Origin of the sequence: Flavobacterium sp., from assembly GCF_965657075.1 — a bacterium.
Classification (GTDB): Bacteria; Bacteroidota; Bacteroidia; order Flavobacteriales; family Flavobacteriaceae; genus Flavobacterium.
Window position 1 is genome coordinate 1 of sequence record NZ_CBFHMV010000025.1, and the last position, 19,540, is coordinate 19,540.

General features: G+C 31.3%; 17 protein-coding genes and 1 tRNA gene. 6 read left to right on the plus strand and 12 right to left on the minus strand.

Annotation, left to right across the window (positions count from 1 at the left end; genetic code table 11):
* Positions 1-137: 137 nt before the first annotated feature.
* From ACTF56_RS11395 to ACTF56_RS11430, 8 genes are all read right to left on the minus strand, one after another.
* Positions 138-611, minus strand: a complete 474-nt coding sequence (locus tag ACTF56_RS11395; RefSeq protein WP_438967037.1) for an ExbD/TolR family protein — start codon at positions 609-611, stop codon at positions 138-140.
* Between the two features lie 15 nt (positions 612-626).
* Positions 627-1,250 (minus strand): ExbD/TolR family protein, encoded by a 624-nt coding sequence (locus ACTF56_RS11400; RefSeq protein ID WP_438967038.1) that lies wholly within the window; start codon positions 1,248-1,250, stop codon positions 627-629.
* Between the two features lie 3 nt (positions 1,251-1,253).
* Positions 1,254-1,682 carry a hypothetical protein gene (locus tag ACTF56_RS11405; protein ID WP_438967039.1) on the minus strand — a complete coding sequence of 143 codons (429 nt, stop codon included), beginning with the start codon at positions 1,680-1,682 and terminating at the stop codon, positions 1,254-1,256.
* Positions 1,683-1,707: 25 nt separating this feature from the next.
* On the minus strand, positions 1,708-2,508 hold the full coding sequence (locus ACTF56_RS11410) for a MotA/TolQ/ExbB proton channel family protein (protein WP_438967040.1): 801 nt from the start codon (positions 2,506-2,508) through the stop codon (positions 1,708-1,710).
* Positions 2,509-2,580: 72 nt separating this feature from the next.
* Positions 2,581-2,668 (minus strand) — tRNA-Ser (locus ACTF56_RS11415).
* A 72-nt stretch (positions 2,669-2,740) separates the two neighbouring features.
* Positions 2,741-3,772, minus strand: coding sequence for an asparaginase (locus tag ACTF56_RS11420; RefSeq protein WP_438967041.1), 1,032 nt, complete (start codon positions 3,770-3,772; stop codon positions 2,741-2,743).
* Positions 3,759-4,898: a 1-acyl-sn-glycerol-3-phosphate acyltransferase gene (locus tag ACTF56_RS11425; RefSeq protein WP_438967042.1), complete on the minus strand. Its 1,140-nt coding sequence runs from the start codon at positions 4,896-4,898 to the stop codon at positions 3,759-3,761. Before ACTF56_RS11425 ends, ACTF56_RS11420 begins: the two co-directional genes overlap by 14 nt.
* A gap of 67 nt (positions 4,899-4,965) precedes the next feature.
* Entirely contained in the window at positions 4,966-5,757 is a 792-nt protein-coding gene (locus ACTF56_RS11430) for a TatD family hydrolase (protein WP_438967043.1), read from the minus strand.
* Positions 5,758-5,810: 53 nt separating this feature from the next.
* Here ACTF56_RS11430 and ACTF56_RS11435 point away from each other — a divergent pair, with 53 nt between their 5' ends.
* The gene (locus ACTF56_RS11435; protein WP_438967044.1) at positions 5,811-6,248 is read left to right on the plus strand and encodes a retropepsin-like aspartic protease; all 438 of its coding nucleotides are present in this window, start codon (positions 5,811-5,813) and stop codon (positions 6,246-6,248) included.
* Positions 6,249-6,444: 196 nt separating this feature from the next.
* Here the strand turns inward: ACTF56_RS11435 and odhB are convergent, their stop codons facing one another.
* Both odhB and ACTF56_RS11445 read right to left on the minus strand, forming a co-directional pair.
* Entirely contained in the window at positions 6,445-7,665 is a 1,221-nt protein-coding gene (odhB, locus tag ACTF56_RS11440; protein ID WP_438967045.1) for a 2-oxoglutarate dehydrogenase complex dihydrolipoyllysine-residue succinyltransferase, read from the minus strand.
* 59 nt (positions 7,666-7,724) lie between these two features.
* Complete coding sequence (locus tag ACTF56_RS11445; protein WP_438967046.1) at positions 7,725-10,496, minus strand: 2-oxoglutarate dehydrogenase E1 component; 2,772 nt, start codon at positions 10,494-10,496, stop codon at positions 7,725-7,727.
* A gap of 175 nt (positions 10,497-10,671) precedes the next feature.
* Here ACTF56_RS11445 and ACTF56_RS11450 point away from each other — a divergent pair, with 175 nt between their 5' ends.
* Positions 10,672-11,193, plus strand: coding sequence for a hypothetical protein (locus ACTF56_RS11450; protein WP_438967047.1), 522 nt, complete (start codon positions 10,672-10,674; stop codon positions 11,191-11,193).
* Here ACTF56_RS11450 and ACTF56_RS11455 read toward each other — a convergent pair.
* A complete protein-coding gene (locus ACTF56_RS11455; protein ID WP_438967063.1) occupies positions 11,190-11,540 on the minus strand; it encodes a hypothetical protein in 351 nt (116 codons plus the stop codon). The genes ACTF56_RS11450 and ACTF56_RS11455 overlap by 4 nt on opposite strands.
* A 78-nt stretch (positions 11,541-11,618) precedes the next feature.
* Entirely contained in the window at positions 11,619-12,593 is a 975-nt protein-coding gene (locus tag ACTF56_RS11460) for a polyprenyl synthetase family protein (protein ID WP_438967048.1), read from the minus strand.
* Positions 12,594-12,793: 200 nt separating this feature from the next.
* On the opposite strand from ACTF56_RS11460, the gene ACTF56_RS11465 reads away from it, so the two are divergent.
* The 4 genes from ACTF56_RS11465 to ACTF56_RS11480 are packed head-to-tail and all read left to right on the plus strand — an operon-like array spanning position 12,794 to position 19,447.
* A complete protein-coding gene (locus ACTF56_RS11465; RefSeq protein WP_438967049.1) occupies positions 12,794-13,399 on the plus strand; it encodes a TetR/AcrR family transcriptional regulator in 606 nt (201 codons plus the stop codon).
* Positions 13,400-13,408: 9 nt separating this feature from the next.
* The gene (locus ACTF56_RS11470; RefSeq protein ID WP_438967050.1) at positions 13,409-14,752 is read left to right on the plus strand and encodes a TolC family protein; all 1,344 of its coding nucleotides are present in this window, start codon (positions 13,409-13,411) and stop codon (positions 14,750-14,752) included.
* A 15-nt stretch (positions 14,753-14,767) separates the two neighbouring features.
* Positions 14,768-15,931, plus strand: a complete 1,164-nt coding sequence (locus ACTF56_RS11475; protein WP_438967051.1) for an efflux RND transporter periplasmic adaptor subunit — start codon at positions 14,768-14,770, stop codon at positions 15,929-15,931.
* 15 nt (positions 15,932-15,946) lie between these two features.
* Positions 15,947-19,447 (plus strand): efflux RND transporter permease subunit, encoded by a 3,501-nt coding sequence (locus ACTF56_RS11480; protein WP_438967052.1) that lies wholly within the window; start codon positions 15,947-15,949, stop codon positions 19,445-19,447.
* Positions 19,448-19,540: the final 93 nt, after the last annotated feature.

Here is a 19,540-nt window from a genome sequence, read left to right on the forward strand (position 1 = left end):
TACGCTTTACATACCGAATTTCTTCATTTCTTTCCATTTGGATACTTTTTGTGTATCGCTATTTCAGGACAAGACATAAATTTAATAAAAAAAAGGCATCCTAAAAAAGATGCCTTTAAAATATTATTTAAAAAGTATTATTTAGTTACACTTCCTTGTGATACCGTATAATTTACTTTTAATTGTTCTGCTTTTCTTAGCTCTAATTTTATATCAGAAACCAATCCCATTTTAACATCTTTATCAATTTTTAAAGAAGCTGTTAAATAAGGTTCAGCATCTGAGTTTCTTGAAGCTCTTTCCACTGCTACAAAAGATTGAATTTCAGCTGGCGTTGATAATTTATCATTCAACTGGATTCTTGGATTTGAACCGTAGGTTTGTGCATATCTTTCTGTAGGTTTACCTGCATAAATATACATTACATAATCTTTTTTAAACAACTTAGCAGTTTGATCTGCTTTTGGCAATTGATTTTCAATTAACAAATCGCTATCTTTCATTGTAGTTGCAACCATAAAGAAGAACAATAGCATAAATACAATATCTGGTAAAGATGCTGTCGAAATAGCTGGCATATCGCCTGATTTTTTCTTATTAAACTTAGACATAATTTCTAAAATTTATTAGTAATTCTTTTTTGATTCAGCTTCTGAAAGTCTTTGAGGATAAAGTTCTTGAATAACCTTCACTTTTTCGCCCATTTTTTCTAGCTCTTGTTCTGTATAATCTGCTTTTGATCCTGGATCACTAAAAATGTATTCCAATTCGTTAAAAGAAATACCGTATCTAGCCATACAAGCTCTATTTCTTAAAAAGTTGTAAGCACCAACTAACTCATTTTGCACAGCAATATAAGTTTCGTATTTAGTTTCTCCATCATTATCCAAAGAAATTACAGCTTCTGTAGGGTTATCTGAAGATGTTTTATCTTTTGCACCTTCACAATAACTACATTTTCCGTCTCCATTGTTATCCAAGAAATCAATTGCTGTTTGTCTAATGTCTTTGATATCCATTAGTTCATCATTAACTAAAACTTGGTTGTTCATGTTTACCAAAACCGACAATATGTTTCTTTTATTAACAGGTGGTTCTGGTGGTTGCTCTTGAAATGGAGGTAGCTTTCTATTAATTCCTTGATCCACTCCAATAGTAGTAGTTACTAGGAAGAAGATAAGCAATAAGAAGGCAATATCTGCCATAGAGCCTGCATTTACTTCTGGTGGTGCACCTCTTTTCTTACCCATAATTTATTTTTTTGCGTTTTTAAACATAAAAAAGAATAATGAACCAATTGAAAGTGCTCCTAAGATGTAAGACATATTTAAACCTGTACTTACTAATTTAGATGAACTTCCTGACACTAATAATTCTTTTTTTACATTGTAGATGTCAGAACTATCAGCAATTAAAAATGAAATTAATGCTATACCTCCAAATATACCTAATGTTATTAAGGTTCTTTTTAATGTTTCTTTGCTACTCAACAAGTTTTTAAATACATATATTACTACTACTGCAACACAAGCTGCAAGAATAATATAAGCTATGTAAATAAGCGGTGAAACCCAGCTATTATCTTTATCTTCTGATTTTGACATAAGCAATAGTGTTAAAAACACTAAACTCAATACAGAAAGAATAAGAGCTGCTATTTTAGTTACTTTATGTAAATTCATAACAGTTATAAGTTTTTTATATTAATTATTTTTTTAAATCAGACAAAACATCAATTAAGCTAATTGAAGCGTCTTCCATATCATTTACAATTGAATCAATTTTTGCCGTGATATAGTTATAAAAAACTTGAAGAATCATTGCTACTACAAGTCCAAATACTGTTGTTAATAAGGCAACTTTAATACCTCCAGCAACTAATGATGGCTCCATAGATCCAGCAGACTCAATGTTATCAAAAGCTTCAATCATACCAATTACAGTTCCCATGAAACCTAACATCGGTGCTAAAGCAATAAATAAAGAAATCCAAGAAACGTTTTTCTCTAATTGACCCATTTGAACTCCACCATAAGCAACAACCGCTTTTTCAGCAGCATCAACTCCTTGTGATTGTCTATCTAAACCTTGGTAAAAGATAGAAGCAACTGGACCAGCAGTATTTCTACATACTTCTTTTGCAGCTTCAACTCCACCTGATTTTAAAGCGTCTTCTACGTCAGCTAATAATTTTTTTGAATTAGTAGTTGAAAGATTTAAGTAAATAATTCTTTCAATTGCGATTGCTAATCCTAAGATTAAACACAATAATACAATACCCATAAACCCAGGTCCACCTTCTACGAATCTTTTCTTTAATTGTTGTGTGAATGAAACTTCAACAGGAGCTTCTTCAGTTGGTGTTTCAGCAACAGCTGCTGCTTCTTCATTTGCCTCTGCATTAACTTGTTCAACATTTGCAGTGGTTGTGTCTGTAGATTCTTGTGCTTGAACACTTCCGAAAGTCATTAGACCAGTGATTGCTAAAATAGAAAGTAATCTTTTCATCGCTTTTCTTCTTAAATTTAATTAATTAATTTGGTTAAAAGTATAAAATATTATTTGTTTTTTTCAAATTTGCGGAGAGGAAGGGATTCGAACCCTCGATACTCTTTCGGAGTATACACGCTTTCCAGGCGTGCTCCTTCGACCGCTCGGACACCTCTCCGAGAGTAAATCCGAATTTGAAGATGCTAAATAACATAAAATTTCTCACGTGAGAAAATTTTCTTTGTTATTTTTATATCATTTCACCTCTTAAAGGGGTTTCAAATATGGTTTTGAACACTTTAGTAGACACATTTTGTCCTAATAAATACATCAGTTTGGTAATAGCTGCTTCAGATGTGATATCTTTTCCTGAAATAACACCTATCTTTTTCAATTGTTGACTGGTTTCGTATTGACCCATGTTAACACTTCCACCGCTGCATTGTGTCACATTGATAACGTGAATATTTTTTTTTATTGCATTTTTTAGTTCAAAAATGAACCAATCCTCATTTGGAGCATTGCCTGAACCATAAGTTTCTAAAATAATTCCTTTTAAATTAGGCGTTGCTAATAAGGAAACTAAAACATCTTTTTTAATTCCAGGAAACAATTTTAAAATTAAAACATCATCATTCAAAGCTAAATTTACTTTCAAAGTTTTTTTTGCGTTGTTTTGGATTAACAACTCTTTATTCACTTTTAAATGTACTCCAGACTCTGCTAATTCAGGGAAATTTGGTGATGTAAATGCGTTAAAATGTTCGGCACTTATTTTTGTAGTTCGGTTTCCTCTGTATAATTTATATTCAAAATAAAGACATACTTCATTAAAAACAGATGATCCATTTTCTTGTAAAGAAGCTATTTGTATGGCAGTAATTAAATTTTCTTTGGCATCTGTTCTTAAATCTCCTATTGGCAATTGTGAACCCGTAAAAACAACTGGTTTTGCTAAGTTTTCCAACATAAAACTTAAGACAGAAGCGCTGTAAGACATTGTATCTGAACCATGTAGCACAACAAATCCGTCAAAATCTTGGTATTTAGTTTCAATAATTGATGCAATGTTTTGCCAATTTTCTATTTTGATGTTAGATGAATCAATGGGTTTTTCAAAAGAAACGGTATCAATTTCACAATCTAATAAATGCAATTCAGGAATACGCTTAAGTAATTTTTTAAAATCAAAAGCCTTTAATGCTCCAGTTTCATAATCCTTTATCATACCAATGGTACCTCCAGTATAAATAAGTAGTATTTTTGGCTTAGACTTTGGCATTGTTGTATTTCAATTTATTTACCACTGGATTTGCGTACATAGCCAAAAAACCTTCCCTCAATACAGAAGAATTTTCATCAATTCGCATTTCTAATCTTCTTTGAAACAATTGTTGCTCCTCTAAAGTGTATTTGTTTTCAAATTGATTGGTTTTATAAAGCATGTCATAAGCTATATAATTTGTAGGCCAAAGTTTGTAAGACTTTAAAATAGAATCGTCTATTTTTTGGGTCAACAACTGAATTTGCTTGTTTGGATTTTGTTCCATTGCAGAAATTTGTTCAATTTCATCCTTTAAAACATCACCAATATGGATATGAATACGCTTTTTTTGACCAATAATTCCACTCAATAAAGTAATAAAATCTTCGTTTTTCTCCTTAATATATATTTCTTGCTTTGCTTCTGCTAAAAGTTGTGGCATTTTTAGAGCATCTGTTGGGTCATATTCGTAAGAAAGCGAAACAGGAACAATTTTAATTTTCTTAAAATAACTCATGATGTCTTTTTCTTCAGAACCCATTGAAAGCATTTTTAAAACTCCTGAGTGAGTGGCATCATTACCATCTTTAGTTCTTCCTTCTCGTTGAGCAATCCAAACCGAACGGTTTTCTTTTAATAATAATTGTGCTATATATTCAGACATGTTTTTAGAACTTCCCAACAATTCTCTTGGCGAAAGTCCTCTTTGTACTACAAAATTTCTATTCAATTTAGAAAGTGTATGTAAAAATGCCTTTTTAACTAAATTATCACCAATGGCTGAAGCTGTCATTACCAAACCATGATCAAATAAAGCTACATTTAACAAAGAAGTATCTAAAATTATATCTCTATGATTGGAAATAAACAAATAAGAAGTATTGGGTTCTAATTTTTCAAAACCCGAAGTTGACAAACCATCGGAACTTTTTTCTAATACTTTTTGAACCGAATTATAAATAAAATTACATTGAAAATCTCTAATAGAATGAGTTTCTGTCAATTTATTTTTCCATATTTCATCATCAACATTTGGAAACGTAAAATTCATTAATGCCTTCATCATTGGGTGATTTAATGAAGATTTTAAAGCATTATTTACTTCACTATCATAAAAAGGTCTTATCGCATCAAACTTTGACATGTATTAATTTTATTTTTTTAGAAGAACAAAAGAACAAAAAAATAATCAATTTAATGTGAATTTTAAATTAAATCCCAAAAACAGCTTTTGAATTTTCGGTAGTAATTGCCGCTAGTTGCTCAACAGAAACGTTATAAATTTCAGCTAATTTTTGAGCTACTAATAAGGTATAACTGCTCTCGTTTCTTTTTCCTCGATAAGGAACTGGTGCTAAATACGGTGAATCGGTTTCTAAAACGATGTGTTGTAAGTCAATTTGTTGCAAAAATTGGTCTATTTTTCCATTTTTGAAAGTTGCAACTCCTCCAATTCCTAACTTCATTCCTAAAGAAATGGCTTGTTGGGCTTGTTCCAAATTTCCTGTAAAACAATGAAAAATTCCGAATAATTTCTCGTCTTTTTCAGATTCTAATACTTCAAAAACCTCATCAAAAGCGTCACGACAATGAATATTAATTCCTAAATTATATTTTTTTGCTAATTGAATTTGATATTTAAAAGCTTGTTTTTGAATATCTAAAGTAGTTTTATCCCAAAATAAATCAATTCCTATTTCACCAACAGCATAAAATTTTCTTTTGGCCAATTCATCTTCTACAAATTGCAATTCTGCTTCATAAGTTTCTGGCTTTACGTAACAAGGATGCAATCCCATCATTAAAAAAACATGTTCTGGAAATTGGCTTTCCACTTCATACATTCTTTCGGTGTAGCTTGAATCAATTGAAGGCACAAATAAACGTGTTATTCCTGCTTCAAAACTGCGTTGCATCATTGCAGTTCTATCTTCATTAAATTGTGAAGAATATAAATGAGTGTGTGTATCGGTTAAAATTAGTTGCAAGGTTATTTGTTTCAAAGTTTCAAGTTGCAAAGTTAGTTGTTTTTAGATAAATCTACTATTTTTGATTTATGGAAGAAATTCAAGAATTTTTTAAAGGTAAAAAATACAAAAAAATAAAATTTAAAGTGCTTAAAACGCAACACTTATTAGTAATAGCTAAAATAAACAACATTAAAGGAACCTTTATTTTAGACACTGGTGCAAGCAATAGTTGCGTAGGATTTGAAGAAATTGAAAAATTTGAATTATTAGCCGAAAACTCTGAAACCAAAGCTGCTGGTGCTGGTGCAACTGGCATGTTAACACAAATATCAAAAAAAAACAAACTTCAATTAGGAAGATGGAAATCGGAAACTTTAAATTTAGTAGTTTTTGATATGAGTCACGTTAATGAAGCCTTAACCAGTTATAAAACCAAACCAGTAAACGGAATCATTGGTGCTGATATTTTATTACAAGGCAAAGCAATTATTGATTATGCCAATTGTTATTTGTATTTGAAATAATTTTTGGGCAATTGCTAAAGCACCACGCTATCCATTATAGTTTTGCAAAACCATTTATCAAAGTTTTGCAAAAGCTGCCATTCCTATCGTTATTGCGTCAAAGTACTAAAAAACAAAATCCCAAACTCAATTAAAAATTTGGGATTTATCTTTATATTAAACCTAACAGGTTTTGAAAACCTGTCAGGTTTTTTTTTTATAATTCTAAAGCTTTCTTAGGATCATTATTCATTAATAATTCCATTGGGTTTTCTAAAGCTTCTTTAACAGCTACTAAGAAACCAACAGACTCACGACCATCGATAATTCTGTGGTCGTAAGACAAAGCTACATACATCATTGGGTGAATTTCAACTTTCCCATCTACTGCAATTGGACGCTCAATAATGTTGTGCATTCCTAAAATTCCAGATTGTGGTGGATTGATAATTGGTGTAGATAACATACTTCCAAAAACACCACCATTTGTAATAGTAAATGTTCCACCAGTCATATCGTCAACAGTAATTTGTCCATCACGAGCTCTTAATGCTAATCTTTTGATTTCTGCTTCTACTCCACGGAAAGTCAATAATTCTGCATTTCTAACAACAGGAACCATTAAACCTTTTGGCCCAGAAACTGCAATTGAAATATCAGCAAAGTCATAAGCTACTTTATAATCACCATCCATCATTGAATTAACATCTGGATACAATTGTAAAGCTCTAGTAACTGCTTTGGTGAAGAATGACATATATCCTAAACCAACACCATTGTGTTTCGCTTTAAATTCGTCTTTATATTGGTTACGAATTTTATTAATTGGTGTCATGTTAACTTCATTGAAAGTCGTTAACATAGCTGTTTCATTTTTAGCTGAAACCAAACGTTCTGCTACTTTTCTACGCAACATCGACAATTTAGTTCTTTCAGAGCTACGAGAACCACCAGTTGGAGTTCCCATAGATGGTACTGCATTTACAGCATCATCTTTTGTTATTCTTCCATCTTTTCCTGTTCCTGTTACAGAAGAAGCATCAATATTTTTTTCATCTAATATTTTTTTAGCTGCAGGAGATGGCGTTTGAGAAGCATACGTTTTTTCAGCTGCTGGTTTTTCTTTAGGAGCTTCTGGTTTCTTCTCTTCAACTTTTTCTTCAGCTTTTGGAGCTTCTTTTGCATCACCTTTTGGTTTTGCTGCACTTGTATCAATTAAACATACAACTGCACCAACCGCTACTGCATCACCTTCTTCTGCTTTAAGTGTAATAATTCCACTTTCTTCAGCCGGTAATTCTAAGGTAGCTTTGTCTGAGTCAACCTCAGCAATCGCTTGATCTTTTTCTACGTAATCGCCATCTTGTACTAACCAAGTTGCGATTTCTACTTCTGTAATTGATTCTCCCGGTGATGGGACTTTCATTTCTAAAATCATATTCTTTTAGTTTAAAAGTTTACCCTTTGATAAGTTAAGGGCGACATTTGTGTTGTTTTTTATTGAAATAATGTTTTGTCAAAAATCATAGCAATTGCATTTTTTTGACGTTTTTTCGAACGCTCGTAACTTCCTGCAGCTGGTGCACTATAAGCTTTTGGTGATGCCAAACGAAGTTTAACCAAGTCAAAATTCATTAACATAAAACTGTAAGCTCCCATATTTTTAGGTTCTTCTTGAGCCCAAACATAGTCATCAACATTTGGATAACTTGCAATAATTCCTTTTATCTGCTCAGTAGCTAATGGAAACAATTGCTCTAAACGAACCACTGCTACATCGTTTCTACCTAATTCTTCCCTTTTTTCTATGATATCGTAATATACTTTTCCCGTACAAAAAACTAAAGTCTTGATTGCTTTTTTATCGGCAACATTAGGATCATCTAAAATTTCTTGGAATTGTCCGTGTGCCATTTCATCAGCTTTTGAAACCGCTAAAGGATGACGTAATAAACTTTTTGGTGTAAACACAATCAATGGTTTACGGAAATTAGTTTTCATTTGTCTTCTCAACAAATGGAAGAAATTAGCAGGAGTTGTACAATCTGCAATATACATATTATGTTTCGCACACATTTGTAAATAACGTTCCATACGAGCAGATGAATGCTCTGCTCCTTGATTTTCATATCCATGAGGCAACAACATTACTAACCCGTTTTGATTGTTCCATTTGTCCTCTCCAGCAGAAATGTATTGGTCAATCATGATTTGTGCACCGTTAGAGAAATCTCCAAACTGTGCTTCCCAAATGGTTAATGTTTTTGGTGAAGCTAATGCATAACCATATTCATAACCTACAACTCCATATTCTGAAAGGTGTGAATTATAGATGTAAAAATTACCTTTTTTATCTTTTATGTTGTCGATTAAAACAACTTCTTCTTCAGATTCTTCAACTTTAATTACAGCATGACGGTGAGAAAATGTTCCTCTTTCCACGTCTTGACCTGTAATACGAACATCGTATCCTTCAGTTACTAGAGAACCATAAGCTAATAATTCTCCCATAGCCCAATCCAAATTATCCGATTCGAAATACATATTCTTTCTGTCGTTGATAATTTTTTTGATTTTACTGATGAATTTTTTGTCTTCTGGAAGTTCAGAAATTGTCTTAGCAATCTCAGTTAATTTATCTTTGTCAAAACTTGTATCATATTTCCTAAGCATTCCTTCATCCGAAACTTGCTCAAAACCTGTCCATTCATTTTGCATGAAAGGAGTGATAACGGTTAAATCTTTTTTACGAGATTCTTCAAGATTTTCATCTAATTTTGCTTTGTAATTAGCTTCTAATTCTTTAACATAACCTTCGTTAATAATACCTTCTTGCTTTAACTTTTCAGCATAAATATCTCTTGGATTTTTATGTTTTGCAATAGCTTTGTAAAGAATGGGTTGTGTAAATTTAGGTTCATCACCTTCATTATGACCATATTTTCTATAACCTAATAAATCAATGAAAACATCAGAACCAAATTCCATTCTATAATCTAAAGCAAATAGCATAGCGTGAACTACAGCTTCTGCATCATCAGCATTTACGTGAAGTACAGGTGATAATGTAACTTTTGCAATATCGGTACAATAAGTTGAGGATCGAGCATCTAAATAATTCGTTGTAAAACCAACTTGGTTGTTAATTACAAGATGAATTGTTCCACCGGTTTTAAAACCATCTAATTTTGCCATTTGAATGATTTCATAAACAATTCCTTGTCCAGCAATTGCAGCATCACCATGAACAGCAATTGGCAATACTTTTGAAACATCATTTGGATATAATCTATCTTGTTTAGCTCTTGCAATTCCTTCAATAACTGCTCCTACTGTTTCCAGGTGCGAAGGATTTGGTGCTAAATTTAAATTTATTTTTTTACCTGAATTAGTACTTCTATCTGAAGTTAATCCTAAGTGATATTTAACGTCACCATCAAATGAATTATCGTCATCATAATCTTTTCCGTCAAATTCTGAGAAAATGTTTTGAGTATTTTTACCAAAAATATTGGCTAAAACATTCAAACGACCTCTATGTGCCATTCCCATTACAAATTGTTCTACTCCTTTTTCAGCAGCAGCTTCAATTAAAGCATCTAATGCAGGAATTGCAGCTTCACAACCTTCTAATGAAAATCGCTTTTGTCCCACATATTTTGCATGTAAGAAGGTTTCAAAAGAAACCGCTTCATTAAGTTTTCCTAAAATGTTTTTCTTTTGTTCTGGATTAAAATTAGGATGATTATCATTAATGTCTAATCTGTTTTTTATCCAATTCAACACTTTTGGTTCACGAATGTACATGTATTCTACACCAATTGACTCGCAATAAACTTTTTCTAAATGTTTTAAAATGTCAGCCAAAGTACTTGGTGGCATATTTACAATTTTAGCTGCGTCAAAAACAGTATTTAAATCCGCATCAGACAAATCAAAGTTTTCCAAAGCTAAAGTTGGCGAATACGTTCTTCTATCTCTAACAGGATTTGTCTTTGTAAACAAATGACCTCTTGTTCTGTAGCCATCAATTAATCGTAGAACATTGAATTCTTTTTGAGTTTTTTCAGAAACTTGAGTGTTTCCTGAAGCTATTGTAGCAACTTGTTGCCCTACATCGTTTGAATTATAATTTGCTTGAGCAAAATCAAAACCTTGAAAAAAACTTCTCCAACTTGGTTCAATTCCATCAGGATTTTCTAAATATTGATCGTATAAATCGGCAAAAAAAGCCGTATGTGCAGCGTTTAAAAAGGAAAACCTATCCATATTGCGGTCTTAAAAGACATTTTGGTTAAATAATTGCACAAAAGTACAATAATTGCAAATATATTTTGCTTATTTTTGGATACATTTATGAAATATTTTGCAAAATTTATATAGATGATTAAATATTTAAAGTATTTTGAATTATTAGAATTATTAAACCTAAAAAAATACAAAAATGAAAATAAATTCGCTAAAAATTGCAGTATCAGTAATGACATTCTTTATTTTTCAAATCAGTTTTTCTCAAGAAGTTAAGCAAAAAAGTGAGTTTTGGAAAAAAGTACAATTTGGTGGTGGACTTGGCTTAGGTTTTGGGAATAACGCTACCAATATTTCTATTGCTCCAAGTGCTATATATAATTTTAACACAAAAGCTGCATTAGGGCTAAGCGTTCAATATAGTTACATCAAACAAAAAGGATTTTATACTTCTAACTTATACGGTGGAAGCATCATTGGTTTGGTTAATCCGATTCAAGAAATTCAGTTATCTGCTGAATTAGAACAACTAAGAGTAAATACTAGTTTTGATAATTCGAGTTTAAATTCTAACGATTTTTGGAATACGGCTTTGTTTTTAGGAGCTGGTTATCGAACTAACAATGCAACAATTGGAGTAAGATATAATGTTTTGCATAACGACAATAATAATATTTACACTACTGCTTTTATGCCTTTTGTTAGAGTGTTTTTTTAATACTTATTCCTAAACCACACTTTTTGCCATTCTCTTTTCAAGATTAAAAAAGTGACTTGTTCTGCTAATTGAACTAAATCAGAACCATCTAATTTTTTGATTTCAGCTTCTGAAACATCAATTATGTAAAGTAGATTTAAATATTCAGCGAATTTAAATTGAATTAGTTTCAATACTTTTTCATGGACTAAATCTTTAAATTGAAACGGAAAAACATCCAAAGGAATATCAATTGCTTCATTAGCCAATGCAAAATCTTTATTGGTTTGTTCAATCAATTTGAAGTACAAATGTTCTTCTTCTGCTTGATTGATAAGTGAATCGATAGAACTTGGTGTTACATACATAAATTCCAAAATAATATATTCCAAATTCCAAAAAGCCAATACATTTGAAATTGGTGTTTTAAATATTGGAATTTTCTGTTAAACATTTCTTTTCATTAATTTTTCTCCAAAAACGTATAAAATTTGTTTTTTCTCTTCCGAAATATCCATGGTTTTAAGAGTGTCAAAAGCTTTTTGAGTATATTCTTTTATAGCATGTTGAGTGGCATTACTTGCTCCAGTTTCGTTGAAAATTGTCTTTACAGTTTCTATTTTATCTGAGTTATCATTGGGTTGAATAGAAAACAAATGCATCAATTGTTCTTTGTCGTCTTGATTTCCAAATTCAAGTGCTTTTAGATATAAAAATGTTTTTTTGTTTTCAATAATATCACCACCAATCTGCTTTCCAAAAGTTTCAGGATTTCCAAAAGCATCTAAAAAGTCATCTTGTAATTGAAATGCTATTCCTAAATTTAAACCAAATTCATAAATTAAATGGGCGTTTTCTTGAGAAGTTTCTGCTACAATAGCACCCATTTTCATCGCAGCGCCTACCAAAACAGCTGTTTTGTATTCAATCATTTTCAAATATTCTGGAATGGTAACATCATCACGCGTTTCAAAATCCACATCGTATTGTTGCCCTTCACAAACTTCTAAAGCGGTTTGACTGAATAATTTGGCTAATTCTCTAAATATCTTTGGTTCGTATTCTTCAAAATGTTGATACGCTAAAATTAGCATTGCATCACCCGAAAGAATTCCAGTATTGATGTTCCATTTTTCATGAACTGTAACTTTTCCTCTTCGTAATGGAGCATCATCCATAATATCATCATGAATTAATGAAAAGTTATGAAACACCTCAACTGCTGTTGCTGCTTGCATCGCTTTTGCATAATTACAATCAAAGATTTCTGAAGCCATTAATGTTAAGACTGGACGCATGCGTTTTCCTCCTAGACTCAAAATATACTGAATAGGTTCGTATAAATTAATAGGTTCTTTGGAAACAACTAAGGAATTAAAGTGAGAAGTTACAAATTCTTGATATTGTGATATGGAATGCATTTTAAAATTGCTTTTATAATAGAATACAAAAGTAAAATAATTATGCCAAACAATCATCTTAAACGTTTACCAAAAATTACAATGTTTCCAAAACGTTAAATTTTGTTAAAAACTTTGGAAACTTTTTTTGTATTCAAAGTTTCCGTTGTATGTTTGCAGTCGAAATTAAATAAAAGATACCGAAAAGAGTTCGGCATAAGATGAAAGACCAAATTTTACATAAAGCTACAGAAATGTTTCTTACACTTGGATTTAAAAGTGTAACCATGGATGATATTGCTGCTGAAATGGGAATTTCAAAAAAAACAATTTATCAGCATTTTTCAAACAAAGATGCGCTAGTGAAAACGGTAACCGCCAATTTATTTGAAACAATATCATGTGGAATTGACGAAATTATCTTAGCGGATAAAAATCCGATTGAAGAATTATTTGCAATAAAAGAATTTGTTATGCAAAATTTAAAAGACGAAAACACATCACCAATATATCAATTACAAAAATATTATCCCAAAATTCACAAGTCTTTAATGTTAAAACAATTTGATAAAATGGGCAGTTGTGTAGTTGATAATTTAGAAAAAGGCATACAACTGGGATTATTTAGAAAGGACCTTCAAAAAGAATTAATCAGTAGATTTTATTTTGCAGGGATGACCAGCATAAAAGATGTAGAACTTTTTAATCCTAATGAATTTAGCTCAAAAAAAGTACAATCTTCTTATTTAGAATATCATTTAAGAGGAATTTGCACTACAAAAGGAATTGAACAATTAGAAAATTTAATTCAAACCAATAATAATTAATACTATAAAATGAAACAAAAAATAATAATCACGCTTTTATTATTTGCAAGTATAATCCAAGCTCAAAAATTAGAAGAAAAATATTCTTTTACCTTAGAACAAGCTATTGAATTTGCACTTCAAAATAATTACAAAGCAATTAATGCCTCAAAAGACATTGAATCTGCTAAACAAAAAAAATGGGAAACAACTGCTGCAGGTTTACCTCAAATTAATGCAGGTTTAGATTACAGTAAAAACTTTGTATTTACCCTACAAGGAGTTTCTGGAAATGCTTTTAATCCAGGTGGAGATCCTAACGCTGTATCAACAATTGCTTTTGGAACCAAAAATAGCATGAATGCAAGAGCAACTTTAAGCCAGCTAATTTTTGATGGTTCTTACATTGTAGCCTTACAAGCATCTAAAACGTATTTGCAATTTTACCAAAATTCTAAATTAAAAACAGATAATGATATTCGTGAAATGGTAACAAACTATTACGGAAATGTACTATTAGCCGAAGAAAACATTCAAATTTTAGAAAAAAACAAAGCAACTTTAGAAAAAAACTTATTTGAAGCTAAAGAGACTTTCAAAAATGGTTTAATTGAAGAAGAAACTGTAGAACAAATTCAAATCACGTTAGCATCCATAAACAGTAGTTTAAATAATACTTTACGTTTGGTAGATATTTCTAAAAAATTATTAAAAATTACTCTAGGTCTTGATATTGAAGATAATGTATCCTTAACTGAAAAATTAGATGATTTAACTTCAAAAAACATTAGTTTAACTGAAAATACGGGAGATTTTAACGTAAATCAAAATATAGATTTCCAAATTGCTGAAAATTTTAGAGAACAAAGAAGATTAGAATTCAAAGCTGAAAAAGCAACTTATTTGCCATCTTTAGCAGCAAACTTTAATTTTGGATACAATGCTTTTAGTAATACTTTTTCTTTCACAAATCAAAATCAAAATTGGAATAATTTCTCTAATTTAGGTATAAGTTTAAACCTACCTGTTTTTAGTAGTTTTGGAAGAAAAGCCAAAATTCAACAAGCCAAAATTGCTTTTGAACAAGCAGAAACTCAATTGACAGAAGCAGAACAAATGATTAAGCTTCAGTATGAATCGGCTAAAAGCGATTATGAATTCACCATTGAACAATACGCTACTTCAAAATCTAATTTAAAGTTAGCCGAACGTATTGAAAACAAACAACAAATAAAATTTAAAGAAGGTCTTTCTACAAGTTTTGAATTTACCGAAGCTCAAAGACAATTATATTCTGCACAACAAAGCTATCTTCAATCAATGATTGATGTAATTAACAAAAAAACAGCCTTAGATAAACTTACAAATAAATAATAATAATAACTCAAAATGAAAAAAATATACTTAATCCTAGTTACATCACTTGTACTAATTTCTTGTGGTGGTGATTCTAAAAAATCGACTACTTCTGTGATTGAAAAAGGAACATTAGAAGAAATGCGTGCCAAAAGAACTGAACTTGTAGCACAAGCAGAATCCTTACGAAAAGAATTAGAGTTATTAGACGTTGCTATTGGTAAAAAAGATACTAATGAAAAACTAACGCTAATTACAACTTTAACTGCAAAAGATACTGTTTTTAATCATTATGTAGAATTACAAGCTACTGTTCAAACCAAAGAAAACTTAATGCTTAGTGCCGAATTTGGTGGAATTTTACAACAATTATTAGTTAAAGAAGGCCAAAAAGTAACAAAAGGGCAAACATTAGCCAAAGTTGATGATGGTGGATTAAGTTCACAATTAGCACAAATGGAAACTCAAGCGGCTTTAGCAAAAACTACTTTTGAAAGACAAGAAAACCTTTGGAATCAAAAAATTGGTTCTGAAATTCAATACTTACAAGCTAAAACAAATTACAACGCACAATTAAAAGCAGTGGCTCAAATGAAATCACAATTAGCAAAAACCGTGATAAAAGCGCCATTTTCTGGAATTATTGATGAAATTGCTTCTGAAAGAGGAAGTGTTGTTGGTCCTGGAACTCCAATTTTAAGAATTGTAAGTTTGGGAAATATGTATTTGGAAGCTGAAGTTCCTGAAAAAAATATTGGAACTATCAAAAAAGGTTCAGATGTAATTGTTGATTTCCCTGTTTTAGGAGAAACGTTCAATTCAAAAGTTACTCAAGCAGGAAATTACATCAATCCAGCTAATCGTTCCTTCATGATTCAAATTGCTGTGCCAAACAAAAGTGGAAATATTAAACCTAATCTCTCTTCAAAAATTCAGTTAAAAGATTATTCCAATCCAAAAGCAATTACGGTTCCAACAAGCATTATTTCTGAAAATGCTGATGGAGAACAATTTTTATATGTAGCTCAAAATCCTGACAAAAACGGAAATGCTATTGCAAAAAGAGTCATTGTTAAAGTTGGTTTATCTCAAGGAGAATTAGTTGAAATTGTAGACGGAATTAAAGATGGTGATTTAATCATCAAAGAAGGTGCTCGTAGTGTAAAAGACGGCCAAAAAGTATCGATAATTAAATAAGAAGCAAAAGAAATTATGAGTACTCAAAATAATAATGAATTTAAACTTTCCTCTTGGGCTATTGAGAACAAGATGACCGTTTATGTAATGATGGTAATCATCTTATTTTTAGGATTATCGGCTTATTACAACATGCCTAGAGAGGATTTTCCTGAAATTAAAGAAACCAAAATTTACATCAGTACGGTTTATCCAGGAAATACAGCTGAAGATATTGAACGCTTAATTGTAGATCCTTTAGAGGAAGAAATCAAAAACGTAAGTAACGTAGTTAAAGTCCTTTCAACTTCGCAAGAAGATTACGGAATTATCACGGTAGAATTTGATGAAAAAATCACTGTTGAAGCTGCTAAACAAAAAATAAAAGATAAAATTGACACCAAAACTGGTGGTGAAGATTGGCCTACTTTTAATGGTGCAAAAGTAGAACCTAATGTTTTTGATTTAAATATTTCAGAAGAAGTACCAATTCTTAACATCAATCTTCAAGGGGATTATCCAATTGAACAATTAAAAGTTTTTGGAGAATATTTAGAAGACGAAATTGAAGCTTTAGAAGAAATTAAACAAGTTGATATTCGTGGGGCACAAGACAAAGAAGTGGAAGTGGCTGTAGATATTTACAAAATGATGGCTTCCAAGGTAAGTTTTGATGACGTAATCAATGCCGTTAGAAATGGAAACGTAACTATGTCTGCCGGAAATTTAGTGGCTAACGAACAAAGAAGAACCATCCGTATTTTAGGTGAAGTTGAAAATCCTTCTGACTTAGAAAACTTTGTTGTAAAAACTCAAGGTGGTGCTGTGTATCTTAAAGATATTGCTCAAGTAAAATTTAAAGAAGTAGACAAAACTACATTTGCTAGAGAATTTGGTAAAAGTGTTGTAATGCTAGACGTAAAAAAACGTGCTGGTAAAAATATGATTGAAGCTACTGAAAAAATTAAAACCATTTTAGAAGATGCTAAAATTAATCATTTTCCTGCTGATTTAACAGTTTCTGTAACTAACGATCAATCGTCAAGAACCTTGAATCAAGTAGATGATTTAGTAAATAATATCATTTTCGGAATTATATTGGTTGTTGGTGTTTTAATGTTTTTCTTAGGATTTAGAAATGCCCTTTTCGTAGGATTTGCCATTCCAATGTCGATGTTTATGTCGTTCATGATTCTAAACGCTTTAGGATATACCATGAATACTATGATTTTGTTCGGATTAATTATGGGATTAGGAATGTTAGTTGATAACGGAATTGTTGTAGTAGAAAACGTGTATCGTTTGATGGAAGAAGAAGGAATGAGTCGCATCAAAGCTGCTAAAGAAGGAATTGGCGAAATTGCATTACCTATTATTATTTCGACTTTAACCACAGTTGCAGCGTTTGTTCCGCTTGGAATGTGGCCTGGAACTATGGGGCAATTCATGATTTATTTCCCAATAACATTATCTGTTGTATTAGGTTCGTCTTTATTTGTGGCAATCTTTTTCAATTCGGTTTTGGTGTCTCAATTCATGGATATTAATGAAAAAATAGTTTCAAAAAAACAATTAATTCGCTTATCCATCATATTAGGTGGTTTTGGAACTCTAATTTTATTATTTGGTGGAGCCGTTAAAGCTCTAGGCTCTTTAATGATTTTTACAGCAATCATGTTTTGGTTGTATAAATATGTGATTAAAGGATTAACTATTTCGTTCCAAAATAAATTACTAACTCGTTTAGAAAATTTTTACGAAAAAGCTTTGCGTTACTTCTTATCAGGAAGAAAACCTGTAGCGACCATTATCGGAATGGTTGTAATGTTTTTTGCGGTTTTAATGTTGTATTTTGGTTGGAGTGTTGGAAGTGGAAGAACTAAAGTGGAGTTTTTCCCCGATAATACACCAAATCAAATCATTGTTTACATCGAATATCCGCAAGGAACTGATATTCAAAAAACCAATGAAATTACTAAATCTATTGAACAACGTGTTTATAAAGTGTTGGATGATACCGATTTTGTTTATACCGATGATGAAAGTGCAAAACAAAATTATTTAGTTGAAAATGGTGTAGCTCAGGTGGGCGAAGGTGCAGGAAATCCTCAAACAGATGGTGGTTCTTCTGCAGAAATGCCTCACAAAGGAAAAATCACTATTTCAATGAAAGAATTCAAATTTAGAAATGGTAGAGATTCTGAAGATTTACGTAAAAAAATTCAAGCTTCCTTAAAAGACATTTATCCGGGAGTTTCAATTTCTGTTGAAAAAGATGCTGTTGGTCCTCCAGCAGGTTATCCAATTAACATAGAAATTAAAGGTGACGACTACACCGAATTAATCACAACTGCTGAAAGGATGAAGGATTATTTAAATACCAAAAATATTCCTGGTGTTGATGAATTAAAAGTAGATGTAAACAAAGACAAACCTGCCATGAGAGTGGTTGTAGATAGAGAAAAAGCAGGAGAATTAGGTGTTGCAGCAGGTCAAGTTGGCAATCAATTGCGACGTTCTATTTTTGGTGAAAAAGCTGGTGTTTACAAAAAAGATGGTGAAGATTATGATATTTATGTTCGATTTAACGAAGAGAATCGATACAACAAAAGTGCTATTTTCAATCAAAATATCACATTTAGAGATATGGCTTCTGGACAAATTAAAGAAATTCCGGTTTCAACAATCGCCAGTCAAAAAAATACCTCTTCATTCAGTGCCATCAAACACAAGCATTCGGGCAGAATTGTAGTTCTATATTCTGCTTTAGCTCCTGGTTACACAGATGCTGGTGCTGTTGTGGCTCAAATTCAAGCAGAAATGGCTTCTTTTGATGCTCCAAAAACGGTCAAATTTGATTATACAGGACAATTAGAAGAACAAGGAAAACAAATGGCATTCTTAATGGGAGCTTTATTTACAGGTTTATTCTTGATCTTCTTAATCTTGATTTTCCAATTTAATTCGGTTTCAAGACCTGCAATAATTATGGTTGCTGTTTTCTTGAGTTTTATTGGTGTATTTTTAGGATTAATGATTACCGGAAAACCTTTCGTAATTATGATGACCATGATGGGAATTATTTCTTTGGCAGGAATTGTTGTAAATAATGGTGTGGTACTGCTCGATTATACCGATTTGTTAATTGCCAGAAAAAGAGAAGAACTTGGTGTGGATAAAAAAGAACTGTTAAGCAACGAACATGTTTTTGAAGCTATTGTTAAAGGTGGTAAAGCCCGTTTAAGACCTGTATTGTTAACAGCAATTACAACTGTTTTAGGATTAGTGCCATTAGCGATTGGATTTAATATTGACTTCTTCAGTTTATTTGCTTCGGGAAATCCAAATATTTATATGGGTGGAGACAACGTAATCTTTTGGGGACCATTAGCTTGGACAGTAATTTACGGATTAATCTTTGCTACATTCTTAACATTGATTGTTGTTCCTGTATTATTCTATTTAGTAAACCGATTCAAAAATCGTTTAAAAAACAGAAGAGATCATTCAAAGACCATTCAAGAAATTGGTGGTTAATTAATAGTAATATATTAACATTAAAAGCTCTTTAATTCATTTTAAAGAGCTTTTAATGTTAATATACAATAAGCAATATTAAAATCATTATAA

Coding starts and splice junctions, on each gene's coding strand:
- ACTF56_RS11435 (WP_438967044.1), top strand. CDS start 5,811: ATGGAAGAAATTCAAGAATTTTTTAAAGGTAAAAAATACAAAAAAATA.
- ACTF56_RS11410 (WP_438967040.1), bottom strand. CDS start 2,508: ATGAAAAGATTACTTTCTATTTTAGCAATCACTGGTCTAATGACTTTC.
- ACTF56_RS11475 (WP_438967051.1), top strand. CDS start 14,768: ATGAAAAAAATATACTTAATCCTAGTTACATCACTTGTACTAATTTCT.
- ACTF56_RS11450 (WP_438967047.1), top strand. CDS start 10,672: ATGAAAATAAATTCGCTAAAAATTGCAGTATCAGTAATGACATTCTTT.
- ACTF56_RS11455 (WP_438967063.1), bottom strand. CDS start 11,540: ATGTATGTAACACCAAGTTCTATCGATTCACTTATCAATCAAGCAGAA.
- ACTF56_RS11420 (WP_438967041.1), bottom strand. CDS start 3,772: ATGCCAAAGTCTAAGCCAAAAATACTACTTATTTATACTGGAGGTACC.
- ACTF56_RS11465 (WP_438967049.1), top strand. CDS start 12,794: ATGAAAGACCAAATTTTACATAAAGCTACAGAAATGTTTCTTACACTT.
- odhB (WP_438967045.1), bottom strand. CDS start 7,665: ATGATTTTAGAAATGAAAGTCCCATCACCGGGAGAATCAATTACAGAA.
- ACTF56_RS11395 (WP_438967037.1), bottom strand. CDS start 611: ATGTCTAAGTTTAATAAGAAAAAATCAGGCGATATGCCAGCTATTTCG.
- ACTF56_RS11460 (WP_438967048.1), bottom strand. CDS start 12,593: ATGCATTCCATATCACAATATCAAGAATTTGTAACTTCTCACTTTAAT.
- ACTF56_RS11425 (WP_438967042.1), bottom strand. CDS start 4,898: ATGTCAAAGTTTGATGCGATAAGACCTTTTTATGATAGTGAAGTAAAT.
- ACTF56_RS11445 (WP_438967046.1), bottom strand. CDS start 10,496: ATGGATAGGTTTTCCTTTTTAAACGCTGCACATACGGCTTTTTTTGCC.
- ACTF56_RS11480 (WP_438967052.1), top strand. CDS start 15,947: ATGAGTACTCAAAATAATAATGAATTTAAACTTTCCTCTTGGGCTATT.
- ACTF56_RS11470 (WP_438967050.1), top strand. CDS start 13,409: ATGAAACAAAAAATAATAATCACGCTTTTATTATTTGCAAGTATAATC.
- ACTF56_RS11405 (WP_438967039.1), bottom strand. CDS start 1,682: ATGAATTTACATAAAGTAACTAAAATAGCAGCTCTTATTCTTTCTGTA.
- ACTF56_RS11400 (WP_438967038.1), bottom strand. CDS start 1,250: ATGGGTAAGAAAAGAGGTGCACCACCAGAAGTAAATGCAGGCTCTATG.